Origin of the sequence: Kocuria kalidii, assembly GCF_044462225.1 — a bacterium.
Taxonomy (GTDB): Bacteria; Actinomycetota; Actinomycetes; order Actinomycetales; family Micrococcaceae; genus Kocuria; species Kocuria kalidii.
The window spans coordinates 78,319-92,803 of the sequence record NZ_JBISWJ010000023.1 but is presented as its reverse complement, the minus strand read 5'-3'; the positions used below and the strand labels follow the sequence as shown (position 1 = coordinate 92,803).

Annotated in this window: 13 protein-coding genes; 7 read left to right on the top strand and 6 right to left on the bottom strand. The window is 74.4% G+C overall.

Annotation, left to right across the window (positions count from 1 at the left end):
• Positions 1-83 precede the first annotated feature (83 nt).
• From rhaI to ACH9D3_RS03635, 6 genes are all read left to right on the top strand, one after another.
• Complete coding sequence (rhaI, locus tag ACH9D3_RS03660; RefSeq protein WP_396409890.1) at positions 84-1,250, top strand: L-rhamnose isomerase; 1,167 nt, start codon at positions 84-86, stop codon at positions 1,248-1,250.
• Between the two features lie 104 nt (positions 1,251-1,354).
• Positions 1,355-3,421 (top strand): bifunctional aldolase/short-chain dehydrogenase, encoded by a 2,067-nt coding sequence (locus tag ACH9D3_RS03655; RefSeq protein WP_396409889.1) that lies wholly within the window; start codon positions 1,355-1,357, stop codon positions 3,419-3,421.
• Between the two features lie 28 nt (positions 3,422-3,449).
• A complete protein-coding gene (locus ACH9D3_RS03650) occupies positions 3,450-4,901 on the top strand; it encodes an FGGY-family carbohydrate kinase (RefSeq protein ID WP_396409888.1) in 1,452 nt (483 codons plus the stop codon).
• Positions 4,902-5,304: 403 nt separating this feature from the next.
• Positions 5,305-5,904, top strand: a complete 600-nt coding sequence (locus ACH9D3_RS03645; RefSeq protein ID WP_396409920.1) for an LCP family glycopolymer transferase — start codon at positions 5,305-5,307, stop codon at positions 5,902-5,904.
• 89 nt (positions 5,905-5,993) lie between these two features.
• Positions 5,994-6,788, top strand: a complete 795-nt coding sequence (locus ACH9D3_RS03640) for a ferritin-like domain-containing protein (protein WP_396399816.1) — start codon at positions 5,994-5,996, stop codon at positions 6,786-6,788.
• Positions 6,785-7,576 carry a hypothetical protein gene (locus tag ACH9D3_RS03635; RefSeq protein WP_396409887.1) on the top strand — a complete coding sequence of 264 codons (792 nt, stop codon included), beginning with the start codon at positions 6,785-6,787 and terminating at the stop codon, positions 7,574-7,576. Before ACH9D3_RS03640 ends, ACH9D3_RS03635 begins: the two co-directional genes overlap by 4 nt.
• A 116-nt stretch (positions 7,577-7,692) precedes the next feature.
• On the opposite strand, the gene ACH9D3_RS03630 is transcribed toward ACH9D3_RS03635, so the two are convergent.
• The 6 genes from ACH9D3_RS03630 to ACH9D3_RS03605 form a co-directional block, all read right to left on the bottom strand.
• On the bottom strand, positions 7,693-8,718 hold the full coding sequence (locus ACH9D3_RS03630) for an ion channel (RefSeq protein WP_396409886.1): 1,026 nt from the start codon (positions 8,716-8,718) through the stop codon (positions 7,693-7,695).
• Between the two features lie 84 nt (positions 8,719-8,802).
• Complete coding sequence (locus ACH9D3_RS03625) at positions 8,803-9,930, bottom strand: FAD-dependent oxidoreductase (protein WP_396409885.1); 1,128 nt, start codon at positions 9,928-9,930, stop codon at positions 8,803-8,805.
• 40 nt (positions 9,931-9,970) lie between these two features.
• Complete coding sequence (locus ACH9D3_RS03620) at positions 9,971-10,177, bottom strand: hypothetical protein (protein WP_396399812.1); 207 nt, start codon at positions 10,175-10,177, stop codon at positions 9,971-9,973.
• A 44-nt stretch (positions 10,178-10,221) separates the two neighbouring features.
• Entirely contained in the window at positions 10,222-11,136 is a 915-nt protein-coding gene (locus ACH9D3_RS03615; protein ID WP_396399811.1) for an EamA family transporter, read from the bottom strand.
• Between the two features lie 51 nt (positions 11,137-11,187).
• Entirely contained in the window at positions 11,188-12,060 is an 873-nt protein-coding gene (locus ACH9D3_RS03610; protein WP_396409884.1) for a BadF/BadG/BcrA/BcrD ATPase family protein, read from the bottom strand.
• 102 nt (positions 12,061-12,162) lie between these two features.
• A complete protein-coding gene (locus tag ACH9D3_RS03605) occupies positions 12,163-12,384 on the bottom strand; it encodes a hypothetical protein (RefSeq protein ID WP_396399809.1) in 222 nt (73 codons plus the stop codon).
• A 466-nt stretch (positions 12,385-12,850) separates the two neighbouring features.
• Between ACH9D3_RS03605 and ACH9D3_RS03600 the strand changes: the two genes are divergently transcribed.
• Positions 12,851-14,422, top strand: coding sequence for an L-lactate permease (locus ACH9D3_RS03600; protein WP_396409883.1), 1,572 nt, complete (start codon positions 12,851-12,853; stop codon positions 14,420-14,422).
• Positions 14,423-14,485: the final 63 nt, after the last annotated feature.

Here is a 14,485-nt window from a genome sequence, read left to right as displayed (position 1 = left end):
ACCTACGGTGATGAAACGATTCAAAACAGGCACGGACCTCCTCCGGTCGCGTCCCCGCACTCCGCACGGAAGATGTGAAGCCCATGACTGCATTCGACGACGTCGCCCCTCAGCTCGCCGCCCAGGCGATCGAGCTGCCCTCGTGGGCGTTCGGGAACTCCGGGACCCGGTTCAAGGTCTTCTCCACCCCGGGCACCCCGCGCACCGTGGAGGAGAAGATCGCCGACGCCGCCACCGTGCACCGGTTCACGGGCCTCGCCCCGTCGGTTGCGCTGCACATCCCGTGGGACCGGGTGGACGACTACGGGGCCCTGGCCCGCTACGCGGAGGACCAGGGGGTGGCCCTGGGCACCATCAACTCGAACACCTTCCAGGACGAGGACTACAAGTTCGGCTCCCTGACCCACTCGGACCCCGCGGTGCGGGCCAAGGCGGTCGACCACCACCTGCAGTGCCTCGAGATCATGGCCGAGACCGGCTCGCGGGACCTGAAGATCTGGCTGGCCGACGGATCGAACTACGCCGGCCAGCAGGACATGCGCGGTCGCCAGGACCGGCTGGCGGAGTCCCTGGCCGAGATCTACGCCCACGTCGGGGACGGTCAGCGGCTGGTGTTGGAGTACAAGTTCTTCGAGCCGGCGTTCTACCACACGGACGTCCCGGACTGGGGCACGGCCTGCGCCCAGGTCACCGCCCTGGGGGAGCGGGCGGTGGTGTGCCTGGACACCGGTCACCACGCGCCGGGCACCAACATCGAGTTCATCGTCATGCAGCTGCTGCGGCTGGGCAAGCTCGGCTCCTTCGACTTCAACTCCCGCAACTACGCCGACGACGACCTCATCGTGGGAGCGGCGGACCCGTTCCAGCTCTTCCGGATCATGGTCGAGGTGATCCGCGGCGGCGGGCTGGACCCGGCGGCCGGGGTGGGCTTCATGCTCGACCAGTGCCACAACGTGGAGGAGAAGATCCCCGGGCAGATCCGCTCGGTGCTCAACGTCCAGGAGATGACCGCCCGGGCCCTGCTGCTCGACCGGGCCGCGCTGACGGCCGCCCAGGAGGCGGGGGACGTGCTCGGCGCCCACCAGGTCCTGATGGACGCCTTCTACACCGACGTCCGGCCCGCCCTCGCGGCCTGGCGCGAGTCCCGCGGTCTGCCCGCGGACCCCATGGCCGCCTACGCCGCCTCCGGGCACCAGCAGCGCCTCGCCGACGCACGTGCCGGCGGCACCCAGGCCTCCTGGGCCTCCTGAGCCCGTCCGGGTCCGCCCGGCCGACACCACCGGGTCTCGCCGAGCCGGGTCTCGCCGCACCTGATCCTTCCGAACCTGATACCTCCGACGAGGAGCACCCTGTCATGAACGCCCAGCAGACCGCCGCCCAGCAGACCGCCCAGGACACCGTCGCCGACCTGATCGCCCGCTCCCACCGCCTGGGCGCCGACCCGAAGAACACCAACTACGCCGGCGGCAACACCTCCGCCCAGGGCCGCGCGACCGATCCCGTCACGAGCGAGAGCGTCGAGCTGCTGTGGGTCAAGGGCTCCGGCGGGGACCTCGGCACGCTCACCGAGAAGGGCCTCGCCGCCCTGCGCCTGGACCGGGTCCGCGCCCTGACCGGCGTCTACCGCGGCGTCGAGCACGAGGACGAGATGGTCGCGGCCTTCGACTACTGCCTGCACGGCAAGGGCGGGGCCGCACCGTCGATCGACACCGCCATGCACGGGCTCGTGGACGCCGCCCACGTGGACCACCTGCACCCCGACTCGGGGATCGCGGTGGCCACCGCCGCCGACGGGGAGGCCCTCACGCAGGAGATCTTCGGCGGGAAGGTCGTGTGGGTGCCCTGGCGCCGCCCCGGCTTCCAACTGGGCCTGGACATCGCGGCGATCAAGGAGGCGAACCCGGGCGCGATCGGCTGCATCCTGGGCGGGCACGGCATCACCGCCTGGGGCGCCACCAGCGAGGAGTCCGAGCAGAACTCCCTGTGGATCATCCGCACCGCCGAGCAGTACATCGACGAGCACGGCCGCTCTGAGCCCTTCGGGCCCGCCCTGGACGGCTACGAGGCCCTGCCCGAGGCTCAGCGCCGAGAGAAGGCCGCGGCCCTGGCCCCGGTGGTCCGCGGGCTCGCCTCGCAGGACCGCCCGCAGGTGGGCCACTTCACCGACGATCCCCGGGTGCTGGAGTTCCTCGCCGCCGCCGAGCACCCGCGCCTGGCCGCACTCGGCACCTCCTGCCCGGACCACTTCCTGCGCACCAAGGTCAAGCCCCTGGTCCTGGACCTGCCCGCCGGCGCCCCGGCCGAGGAGTGCACGACCCGGCTCGAGGAGCTGCACGAGGCCTACCGCGCCGACTACCAGGCCTACTACGACCGCCACGCCGGCCCGGACTCGCCCGCGATCCGCGGGGCGGACCCGGCGATCGTGCTGGTGCCCGGGGTCGGGATGTTCTCCTTCGGCAAGGACAAGCAGACCGCCCGGGTCGCCGGGGAGTTCTACCTCAACGCGATCAACGTCATGCGCGGGGCCGAAAGCATCTCCCGCTACGCGCCGATCGACGAGGCCGAGAAGTTCCGCATCGAGTACTGGGCCCTGGAGGAGGCCAAGCTCCAGCGCATGCCCGCGCCGAAGCCGCTGGCCACCCGGATCGCCCTCGTGACCGGGGCGGCCTCCGGCATCGGCAGGGCCATCGCCACCCGGCTGGCCGCCGAGGGCGCCTGCGTGGTGATCGCCGACCTCGACCTCGAGAAGGCCCGGGCCGCGGCCGCGGAGCTCGGCGGGACCGACGTGGCGGTCGGCGTCGCCGTCGACGTCGCGGACGAGGCCGCCGTGCAGGCCGCGATCGCCGACGCCGTCCTGGCCTTCGGCGGGCTGGACCTCGTGGTCAACAACGCCGGCCTGTCCCTGTCCAAGCCGCTGCTGGAGACCACCGAGGCCGACTGGGACCTGCAGCACGACGTCATGGCCAAGGGCTCGTTCCTGGTCTCCAAGAACGCCGCCCGGGTGCTCATCGCCCAGGAGCTGGGCGGGGACATCGTGTACATCTCCTCGAAGAACTCGATCTTCGCCGGGCCCAACAACCTCGCGTACTCGGCCACCAAGGCCGACCAGGCCCACCAGGTCCGGCTGCTGGCCGCCGAGCTGGGCGAGCACGGTGTCAAGGTCAACGGCATCAACCCCGACGGCGTGGTGCGCGGGTCCGGGATCTTCGCCGGCGGCTGGGGCGCCAAGCGCGCCGCCGTCTACGGCGTGCCGGAGGAGGAGCTGGGCGCGTACTACGCCCAGCGGACCCTGCTCAAGCGCGAGGTGCTGCCCGAGAACGTCGCCAACGCGGTGTTCGCCCTGTGCACCGCCGACTTCTCCCACACCACCGGCCTGCACGTGCCCGTCGACGCCGGCGTCGCCGCCGCGTTCCTGCGCTGATGCCCGCCCCGGACCGGAGGAGAGGACCATGACGAGGACAGTGGCGGCGGTGGACCTGGGCGCGACCAGCGGCCGCGTGATCCTCGGCGGCCTCGAGGACGGGCGCCTGCGCCTGCGCCACGTCGCCCGCTTCCCCAACCAGCCGGTCCGCCTGCACGAGGGGGACCGGTCCGGGCTGCACTGGAACACCACCGAGCTCTACCGCCGCGTGATCGAGGGCCTCGCCCGGGCGGTCCGGGAGGAGGACGACGTCGCCTCGATCGGCGTCGACTCCTGGGCGGTCGACTACGCCCTGCTCCGGGAGGGGCGGATGCTCGGGGCGCCCTATCACTACCGGGACGAGCGCACCGCCGAGGGGGTCCGTGCCGTGCACCGGCAGGTGCCGCCGGCGGAGCTCTACGCCCGCAACGGCCTGCAGCACCTGCCGTTCAACACGGTCTTCCAGCTGGCCGCCGACCGGGCCGCCGGGACCCTGGAGCCGGCCGACCGGGCCCTGCTGGTCCCGGACCTCATCGCCTACTGGCTCACCGGGCAGCAGGTCACCGAGGCCACCAACGCCTCCACCACCGGCCTGCTCGGTGCCCACGCCTGGCAGTGGGACGTCGAGCTGATGAGGCGGCTGGGCGTGCCGACGGGACTGTTCCCGTCCGTCGTCGTCCCCGGGTCGAGGATCGGCGCGCTGCTCCCCGCCGTCGCCGGCGAGGTCGGGACGGCCCGGGAGCTCCCGGTCACGGCGGTGGGCTCCCACGACACCGCCTCCGCGGTGGCCGCCGTGCCGACCACCGGCGACGACGCGGCCTTCATCTCCTCCGGCACCTGGTCTCTGGTCGGCGTCGAGCTGGAGCGGCCGGTGCTCACGGAGGAGAGCCGGGCGGCGAACTTCACCAACGAGGGCGGCGTGGACGGACGGGTGCGGTACCTGAAGAACGTCTCGGGGCTGTGGCTGCTGTCCGAGTCGATGCGCACCTGGGACGGGCCCGGGGGCACCGACCCCCAGCGCAGCAGCGACCTCTCCGTGCTGCTCGCCGAGGCCGCCGCGGTGACCCGTCCCGTGCCCGTCTTCGACGCCACCGACGAGCGCTTCACCCCGCCGGGGGACATGCCCGCCCGCATCACCGCCTGGTGCCGGGAGCACGACCTGGAGCCACCGCGCACCCGCGCCGAGGTGGTGCGCTCCATCCTGGAGTCCCTGGCCGCGGCCTACGCCACCACGATCGAGCAGGCCGAGCAGCTGTCGGGGAAGCGGATCCGCACCGTGCACATCGTGGGCGGCGGCTCGCAGAACGCCCTGCTGTGCCGGCTCACCGCCGACCGCACGGGCCGCACCGTCCTCGCCGGTCCGGTCGAGGCCACCGCGATCGGCAACGTCCTGGTCCAGCTGCGGGCCGCCGGCATCGCCCCGGGCAGCCTCGAGGCCCTGCGGAGGATCGTGGCCACCACCGTCCAGCCCGTCCGGTACGTGCCGGGCGTCGGACCATGAGGTCCCGCCGGGCGAAGGGAACGGCCCCGGCCGTGAACAGGCCCGGCCCCACGACGCCGAGCATCGCCGTCGCGCACGCGGCCGTGGCGTCCGGGGCCGTCCAGGCGGCCTCCAGCCCGCGCCCCTTCGATGCGGAGCTGATGTCCGGAGCGCGACCGGCGCCTCGGTGACCACCCGAGACGACCCAGGACCCGCATGCCGACCCTCCCCCAGCGCCCGCCGTCCCTCCCTGCCCTGCCGCAGTGGTGCCGACCGGCCGTGGCGCTGGTCGTCGTGCTCGCCCTGCTCACGGCGGCCACGGCGGTGCGCTTCGCCCGGTTGACCGCGAACAACGACACGGTCGAGCTGATGCGGGAAGAGGCGGCCGCGGCGCCCGTGGGGGCAGCGGCCGGGCGCGGGATGCCTGGTCACGGCGGTGGAGGCGTTGAGCGGGGTGTCCCTGGACCACTTCCTCGAGCTGCGCTTCGACGGCTTCGCCCGCATCGTCGACTCCCTGGACGGGCTCCCGGTGGACCTGCCGGAGCCGCTCCTCGACCCGAAGGCGGACCTGGACCTCCCGGGCGGTGCGCAGGTGCTGGACGGGGACCAGGCGCTCGCCTGGTCCCGGACGCGCTACAGCATCGGGGACGGCAGCGACATCGCGCGGATGGGTAACCAGCAGACGGTGATGTACACGATCGTGGACCGCGTCAAGGACCGGGAGCCGGCCACGCACCCCCGGAGGGCGCACTCGTTCCTGGACGCCGTGACCTCGTCGGTGCGGACCGACGCGGAGCTGGCCCGGGTGCCCACCATGGCGAGGCTGGGCGCGGGCCTCGCCCGTGTTCCGCAGGAGAACATCAGCATCGGGACGATGCCGTGGGTGCCGGACCTGCACGACCCGAACAGGGTGGTCCCCGCGGCGGAGGCGGAGGAGGTCTTCCACGCCCTGTCGATGGACGTGCCCGCACCGGGCCGTGCCGAACCGCCGTCGGGGGACGCAGGACCCGCGGCGGAGCACTGACGCAGCTCGGCGTCCACCGACCCGTCCGATGCCCCCTCGGCGCCGAACATCCTCACGACAGCACCACATCGAGGAGGAGAAGAGGCGTCATGGCCTTCGACATCGACCGGTTCGCCGAGGAGTCCACCAGTCTGCACTGGGAGGATCTCGGCCTCGACGCGCTGCGCGAGGCCCCCCTGCCCCCGGAGACGCTGCGCACGCTGCGGTACATGTGCGACGTCGAGTTCCACACCGTCTGCTACCTGCGGGACATGCTCGTCAGTCCCTCCCGCAAGGACCCGGAGGTCAGCACCTTCATGACCATGTGGAACCGGGAGGAGTTCTGGCACGGCGAGGCCCTGGCGCACGTCCTGTCGCTGCACGGCATCACCGTGGCCTACGACGAGCTCAAGGCCAAGCGGGTCAAGCTCGGCTGGCGCGACCGGGTCGGCCCGGTCAAGCAGTCGCTGCTGTCCACCGTGGTGGGAACGGACTTCGTGGCCGTGCACATGCTGTGGGGCGCGGTGAACGAGCGCTCCGCGGCCGCCGCGTACCGGCGTCTGGCGGTGCTCGAGGACCACCCGGTGCTCGCCCCGCTGCTGCGGCGGATCGCCGCGCAGGAGACCAAGCACATCGCGTTCTACACCACCCAGGCCCGTGCCCGGCTGCAGGACAGCCCGAAGGCGCAGAAGCTGGCCCGCCTGGCCCTGCGCACGGCGTGGCAGCCGGTCGGCTCCGGCGTCTCGTCCGAGGAGGAGGTCACCCACGTCATGGGTCACCTCTTCTCCGGGGCGGAGGGCCGCAAGGAGGTCGAGGCCATCGACCGCCAGATCGCGAAGCTGCCCGGGATGGAGGGCCTGACCGTCGTGGCCGACGCCCTGGACGCCCGGGGCGTGCCGGCGTGAGCAGCGCGACCGGGTTCGACGTGCGCGCCTATGCGCGCGACCCGCGGGACCTGCGCCCCGCGGACCTCGAGCTGGAGAGCCTGCGCGGCCTCGCACCGGAGACCCTCGAGGTGCTGGTGCACCTGTGGTGCGTCGAGCGCGGCCTCCTGGACCGCCTGCGGGACATCCTGGTCACCCCCACCCACGCCGAGCCCCGGGTGACCGCCTTCCTCACCACGTGGAGCTACGAGCAGCACTGGCTCGCCGAGACCCTCGCCGCGGTCCTGGCCGCGAACGGGCGCACGGCCCGGGAGCCCGGTGACACGGCCGGAGGGAGAGCGCGACGGGTGTGGGACGAGCGCGCCCGGCCCGTCCTCGGCGCGGTGGCCGGCAACCTCCTGGGCGCCGACGTCACCGGGGCGCAGATGACCACCAGCGGCCTCGACACGGCCGTGCTCGCGGAGGTCTACCGGCGGCTGGCGGCCGCCGAGCCCCGGCTGGCCGCAACCGCCCGGCAGATCGTGGACCTCAAGGAGCGGCACCGGGCGTTCTTCGCCGAGGAGGCCGCAGCCCGGCTGTCCGGCAGCGCGAACGCCCGCCGGCTCGCGCGGGTCGCGGTGTCCCGGTGGCGCTGGCCCGGCACCCGGTACTGCGACCCCGGGCCCGTGGCGGAGCGGATCGGCCGGATCTTCGGCGCGCCGACCGACCGTGCCGGCCTGCTGGAGCTCGACGACGAGCTCGCGGCTCTGCCCGGCCTGGGCGGTGCCCGGCCGGTCCGTGCGGCGCTGGGACGCCTCGCCCGGGAGTGAGGCGCCCGGCCGGCCCGTCTCCTCCGCTCCCGGGGCCGAGGACTTCGACGCAGCAGCCCGAGCACCGCGACGCAGCAGCCCGAGGGAGCCGGGACCAGGGACAGCGGGCATCGGCCTCACGCCGAGCAGCAGCCGGCGATCTCCTCCACCGAGAGGCGGCGCGCACCCACGTAGAACAGCACGGCGTCCGCCGGCAGCGGGGTCTCCCAGCCCGGGTCGAGCAGGGCGCGGCCGTGCTGGACGGCGAGCACGGTGGCGCCGAAACGGCGCCCCATGGCCTCCTGGACCCGGCCGAAGCCCTTGCCGGCCAGCCCCGCGGGCAGCCGGGCGCTGTAGGTGTTCCGCCCGCCGTGGGTCATCAGCTCTGCGTAGACCGCGGCGATGCCCGGGTCCTGCAGCTCCTCGGTCGCCAGGCGCGGCGAGTGCCACTGCACGCAGCGCACGTCGTCGTCGACGTAGGAGAAGTTGCGGGCCCGTCCCAGGTCGCGCAGCGTCACGACGACGTGCGCGTCCGGATTCACGTGCACGACCGCCACGGTGAGCGTGAGCGCCTCGTTGTCGTCGCGCGCGTCGACGAGGATGCGAGCCGCGCGGTGCAGACCCGCGCGGCGCAGCACGGCCTCGTCGGCGAGGTCGCCGCGGACGAAACCGACGCCCGGGTGCTCGGGCATCGGGTGCTGCGGCAGGTCCTCCCACGCGCACAGCGCGATCGACTCGGTGCCGTCCCCGGTGAGCTCCTGCACGAGCCGTTCGGTGCGGCCGGGCGTGTAGCCGAGGATCACCAGGTGGTCCGACATGTCGAGGTCGATCCGGCCCTTCATGCGCCGTCCCTTCGCGTTTTCGATCATGGTGGCGATCCTGGTGAAGATGATGGTCAGCGTGGCGATGCCGCCGACAATGACGTACACGCCCACCAGGTGGCCGCCGAGAGTGGTGGGGAAGAAGTCGCCGTAGCCCACGGTGGAGGCGGTGACCAGGAACCACCACCAGTAGTTCTCCGCGGCGGTGATCGTGTTCTCGGGCGGCTCGGCCCAGGCCATCAGCGGCCAGCTGGTGAGGAACACCGTGGCGATGAGCAGCAGCGGCAGCCCCCAGGTCTGCAGGCCGAGCCGGCGGACCAGGCGGGCCAGGAGGAACGGCACCGGTCGTCTCCTGTCTGTCGGCGGGGCACTCCTCCGTGACCCTACGCCGGTCTGCGCCGGCGGCTGCCACCCGGCCCGGCGGTGTCAGCCGGAGGATCGGCCCAGCCGCTCCTCGTGGTGGAGGTCGCCCGGGACCGTGCCGGTGAGCGCGGTCTCCGCGAGCGCCTCGCCGAGCGCCGGCGCCTGCTTGAAGAGGTTGTGCCCGGCCAGGGCCGTGAGTCCGTCCTCGGACCAGACCCCCACGCCGTCGTCGCCCCACGGCAGCCGGGTGACCCAGCAGTGCACGTGGTCGACCGGGTCCGGATCCAGGCCTGGCAGGGCGCGACGCACGTAGGCCACGGTCCGCTCGGCCAGGGCGGCGAGCTCCCCGGGGTCGGCGAGACCGCCGTCCGGGTGCGCGGGCGTGTCGCCGCTGAGTCCCACGGAGTAGTGGTGCCCGTCGGGATACGGCGCCGCGTACACGCCCGTCTCCCCGAAGGCCCCGCTGCCGTCCTGGAAGGTCGGGAGACCGTGCCCGGCGCCGTGGGCCCGGCCGCCGGAGACCGGTGCGAAGGTGAGCCGGACGTGCGCGCCGACCTCCACGGGCAGGTCGAGCCCGGCGCCGCGCGCCAGGGGTGCCGTGCCCCGGCCGGCGCACAGCACCACGTGGTCGTAGGTCTCCTGCGTGGTCCCGGTGCGCACCTCCACGCCCCGGGCGCCGGTCCGGCGCACCGAGAGCACGTGCTCCCGCGAGGTCGACCCCTCGAGCCGCCGGGCGAGCGCCGCGACGGCGTCGAGGGTGCGGATGGCGCCGCCGTCGACGTCGAGCATCGCCGGGCCCGTCCACTCGGCCAGGAGGGGCAGCCGGTCGTGGAGCTCCTCGGGCGGGAGACGGCGCACGGGGATCTCCGCGAACGGCTCGAGGGCGCGCAGCTTGTCCTCGATCCCCTCCCCGATCGCCACGGCCCCGTCACGGGAGACCAGCTCGACGCCGAACTCCTGTTCCCAGTCCCGCCACAGGGCCCGGCTGCGGGCGACGAGCGCGATCAGCCGGGGATCCTCGTGGGCGTGCCGGAAGATCCGGGACTGCCCGGCGGACTGGCCGCCGCCGGGCGGTCCGGACTCGTAGAGGGTGACGTCGGCGCCGCGCGTCCGCAGGGCGTGGGCGGCGGCGAGGCCGACGATGCCCGCGCCGACCACGGCCACGCGGGTGGTGGGGGTCGCGGGGGTCACGGACGTGCTCCGGGGACGGTCATCATGCCGAGCGGGGTGCTCAGCCGTCCTGCTCGGGGTCGGAGGTCTCGCCGAGGATGTCGTCGAAGGCCTCGCGCACGGCCTGCCGGGTGGCCAGGCGGACGCTCGCGGCGCCCTGCTTGTCCGCGGTGTCCGCGTCGGCGATGTTGCTGCGCTCCTCGCGCTCCTGCTCCAGGGCGTGGTCGCGGGCGGAGCGGATACGGTCCATGATCTCGTTGGGTTCCATGCTTCCATCCCATCACGGACGTCCGACATTGAACAGGTGGCTGATCATTCGTCCGGGGACCCGGGCTCCGTCGCGACGTCCGTGCCGAGCTCCGGGGTGCCGCCGCCCACCATGACCACGGCGCTCGCGGCGACCACCAGGCCCATGCCGACGAGCTGGAGGCCGGTGAGCGCCTGGCCGAGCACCAGCAGTCCCGCGAGCGCCGCGACCGCGGGCTCCAGGCTCAGCAGGATGCCGAAGACCTTGGGCGGGATGGCCCGCAGCGCCAGCAGCTCGAGGGAGTACGGGACCACGGAGGAGAGCATCGCGATGCCCACCCCGGCGCCCAGCACGCCCCACGTCAGTGCGGGGGCGTGCGCCGTGAGGACGCCCACCGGGGTGACCAGGATCGCCGCCACGACCAGGGCCACGGCCAGGCCGTCCAGCTGGTCGAAGTGCCGGCCCGCGGACCGGCTGCCCAGGATGTACGCGGCCCAGCCCGCCCCGGCCAGTGCCGCCCACGCGATGCCGGCGAGGTCGAGCTCCGCCCACGGCACGGTGAGCGCCTGGGAGATGAGCACGATCCCGCACAGGGCCGCCGCCACCGCGACGACGTCCCGGGCGCGGCGGGAGAGCACCGCCGAGAGGGCGAGCGGGCCCAGGAACTCGATGGTCACGGCCACGCCCAGCGGCAGGGTGGCCAGCGACTGGTAGAACGCGAAGTTCATGCCCGCCAGGGCCGCCCCGAAGAACAGGCCGGCCCGCCACGCCTCCCGGCTCCGGCCGCGCAGCCGCGGCCGGATGACGGCGAGCATGATCGCCGCGCTGATGAGCAGCCGCATGGTCACCGTGGCGGACGCCCCGATCAGGGGCACCAGGACGGCGGCGAGGGCCCCGCCGAACTGGACGGAGACGACCGCGGCCAGCACGTAGACGGTCGGGCGCAGCCCGGGGCCGCGGGAGGGGGCGAGGGTGGTCACCCGTTCAGCGTAGGGCTCCGCCGGCCCGCTCGCTGACGGCTCACGGCCGGCTCACTGCCGGTCGGCGAGGTGCAGGGCGCCGTGCACGGGATCGCGGTCGAGCACCCGCAGCTCCCCGAGGCCGCGGGCGGCGGCGGCCTCCTCCAGCCGGCGCCGCAGCAGCGGCTGGTGCCGGGCCAGGCCGCCGCCGACCACCACCGGGCCGGGGAGCTCCAGTCGCCGGGAGACGGTCGCGGCGAGGTCGGCCAGGGCACCGGCCGCGCGGTCGACCAGGTGCAGGGCGTCGTCGTCGTCCGCCGCGGCCGCGAAGGCGACCTGCGAGAGGGCGGCCCAGTACCCCCGGCCCGCGCCGGCGTGGAACCGCTCGATGAGCGCCCCGGGCCCGGCCAGTCCGCAGTGCTCCAGCACCGCCCGGTCCAGGGCGTCGGGCCGCAGCCCGTCGTCGAGCCGGGCGAGCGCGCGGCGCACGAGCTCGCGGCCCAGCCAGTAGCCGCTGCCCTCGTCGCCCAGCAGGTGGCCCCAGCCTCCCGCCCGGGCCTCCCGGCCGTCCGGGGTGGTGCCCCAGGCGGCGGAGCCGGTGCCGGCGATGACCGCGATGCCCGTGCTGCGGCCACCGGCGGCCAGGACCAGCCGGGTGTCGTGCACGACGACGATCCGTGCCGCACCCGCGTGCGGGGCGATGAGTGCGCGCAGCGCCTCGGCGTCGGCGGGGGTGTCGACGCCGCCCGCGCCCGCCACCACCACGTCGGCGTCGGAGGCCCCCAGCTCGGCGAGGACCCGGCCCAGGGCGCGGGCGGCCTCGTCAGGACGGACGTTCTGCACGTTCGCGCTGCCGCCGAACGCCTCCCGCCCGGGGTCGCCGTTCTCGGCCCGCAGGCCGTGGGTCTTGGTGCCGCCGATGTCCAGGCCGATGAGGATGCTCATGGACCCATCCTGCCGTCCGCGGCCGGGTGGGCGCGGACACGACGACGCCCGACCGGCCTCCGGTGCGAACCGGGCCGATCGGGCGTCGTGGACCGTCTCCGGTCAGGCCGCGAGGGCCAGGGGCGCGCGGCGGAGCCGGCACCCCTCGAAGGAGAACAGCCGGCGGACGCCCGTGCCGGCCTCGAGGACCCAGAGGACCCCCAGGCGGTGCGAGACCTGCCCGACGGTGCCGACACAGCTCTCGTAGAACTCGTCCCAGATCTCGAGCCGGTCACCCGGCTGGATCCGGCTCAGGTCGGTCATCCACATCTCAGCAGCGGTCATGACGCCACCTCCCATCAAAGTTGTCGGTTCGGAGTTCTCACTCCGTGTGCTTCCATGGTGCACTGTCCGGGGCGGCCCGCGCTGACGCGCGATTTGACAAACGGCCGGCACCGCCTTGACGTTCGTCACACCACCGTCCGGTCGGCAACCTCTACCGGTTGCCTGCAGCGGCGCGGGACGGCGATCTGTGACGGCCGTCCCTGCCGGGCGCGTGAACATCCCCACACGAGAAAATCCCGTCCGGTCGCCGTCCGGCGTGTCGTGCGTCCCCGCCGGGCGCCCCCGGTGCCGTCCGGCCCGGGCATGGACCTCGCGGACCGGCGCCCCTAGGGTCGGAGGCGAGGAGGCGAATGCGCATGGCGATCCAGGACGTCGAGCCGGACGAGAAGAAGTCCGAGCCCCTCCTCCAGCCCGCCCGCGAGTCCGTCCCCGGGGCCGCCCCGCACGCGGGCGACGACGACGCCGCGTGAGCGGGACGGGCATGCAGGCGCTCCTGGCCGCGGCACCCGTGCTGGTGGTGCTGGTCCTCATGACCGTCGCCGGCTGGTCGGCCGCCCGGGCCGGCATCGTGACCGCGGTGGTGACGCTGGTGCTGGCCGTGTCCGCGTTCGGCTTCGGCGGGGCCGCGGACCCGTTCACGGCGTGGTCCGGGTCCGCCGGCGTGCTGGCCGAGGCGTCCTTCATCGCCCTCACCGTGGTCGGGATCATCGGCCCGGCGCTGGGCATCCACCACCTGCAGCAGCGCACGGGCGCGGCGCTGCGGCTGCGCTCCGGCCTGGCGCGGCTGCACCCCGACCCCCGGCTGGGCGCCCTCCTGGTGGCGTGGTTCTTCGCGCTGTTCCTCGAGGGGGCCGCCGGGTTCGGGACGCCCGTGGCCCTCGCCGCCCCGTTCCTCGTGGCCGCCGGCATGCCGCCGCTGCACGCCGTCACGGCGGCCATGATCGGGCACGCCGCGGGCGTCTCCTTCGGCGCCGTGGGCACCCCGGTGCTGGCCCAGACCGCGCTGGTCGACTTCACGGGGGCCGAGCTGGCCCGGGCCACCGTGCCGTACCACGTGGTCCTCGGCGGCGTCCTCATGGCCGCCGTCGTGCTCACCGTCGGCCGCGCGTTCGGCGACGCCCGCGGGCTGTGGGCCTGGGGCGCCTTCGCGGCCGCCGCCTTCCTGGTGCCCTACGGGGCCATCGCGGCCTTCGTGGGCCCGGAGCTGCCCACGCTGGGCGGGGCGCTGGTGGGGTTCTCCGTGTTCGCGCTGGTCCTGGTGCGGCGGCGCGGGCGGATCGGAGCGGAGGCGGGGCCCGGTGCGGCGCCCCGGGCCGCTGCCGGTGGCCTCCCGGGCGCTGAGCCGGTCGAGGCCCGGGAGATGCCCATGGTGCTGGCCGCCGCGCCGTACCTGGTGCTGGTGGCCCTGGTGCTGGCCACCCGGCTGGTGCCGCCGCTGCGGGACGCCCTGCGGGGCGTCGTGCTCGAGTGGGAGACGGCCACGGGCTTCTCCGGCAGCGTGCTGCCGCTTTTCCACCCGGCCGTGCTGCTGACGGCGGCCTTCGTCATCGGGGCGCTCCTCCAGCGGGCGTCCGGCCGGGAGATCCGCGGCGCCTTCGTGGTGGCCACCCGCCAGCTGGGCCCCGTGGTGGTGGCGCTGGTGGCGATGGTCACCATCGCCCGCACCATGTCCCACGCCGGGATGACCGACGAGCTGGCCTACGCCGCGGCCGGTGCCGGCGCCGCCTGGCCCCTGGTCGCCCCGGCCGTCGGGGCGTTCGGCACCTTCGTGACCGGGTCGGCGACCGCATCGAACGTGCTGTTCACGGAGCTCCAGGCCACCACGGCCGAGGCGGTGGACCTCCCCGTGCTCCCGCTGCTCGGGGCCCAGGGGTTCGGGGCCGCGGTCGGCAACCTCATCTGCCCCCACAACATCGTGGCCGCCGTGGCCACCGTGGGCCTGACCGGCCAGGAGGGCAGGGTGCTGCGCTCCACGTTCCCCACCGCAGCGATCTACGTGGTCCTCGGCGGGGTGCTCGCGCTGCTGCTCGCCCGCTGACGGCCGCGTCCCGGCGGGGACCTGCCGGTCGGGGCCGCGGCCCCGACCGGACGCAGAGCGCCC

Bases quoted from the DNA above. Each gene is read 5' to 3' on its own strand.
- ACH9D3_RS03650 (WP_396409888.1), top strand. From the start codon at position 3,450: ATGACGAGGACAGTGGCGGCGGTGGACCTGGGCGCGACCAGCGGCCGC.
- ACH9D3_RS03605 (WP_396399809.1), bottom strand. From the start codon at position 12,384: ATGACCGCTGCTGAGATGTGGATGACCGACCTGAGCCGGATCCAGCCG.
- ACH9D3_RS03655 (WP_396409889.1), top strand. From the start codon at position 1,355: ATGAACGCCCAGCAGACCGCCGCCCAGCAGACCGCCCAGGACACCGTC.
- rhaI (WP_396409890.1), top strand. From the start codon at position 84: ATGACTGCATTCGACGACGTCGCCCCTCAGCTCGCCGCCCAGGCGATC.
- ACH9D3_RS03640 (WP_396399816.1), top strand. From the start codon at position 5,994: ATGGCCTTCGACATCGACCGGTTCGCCGAGGAGTCCACCAGTCTGCAC.
- ACH9D3_RS03610 (WP_396409884.1), bottom strand. From the start codon at position 12,060: ATGAGCATCCTCATCGGCCTGGACATCGGCGGCACCAAGACCCACGGC.
- ACH9D3_RS03620 (WP_396399812.1), bottom strand. From the start codon at position 10,177: ATGGAACCCAACGAGATCATGGACCGTATCCGCTCCGCCCGCGACCAC.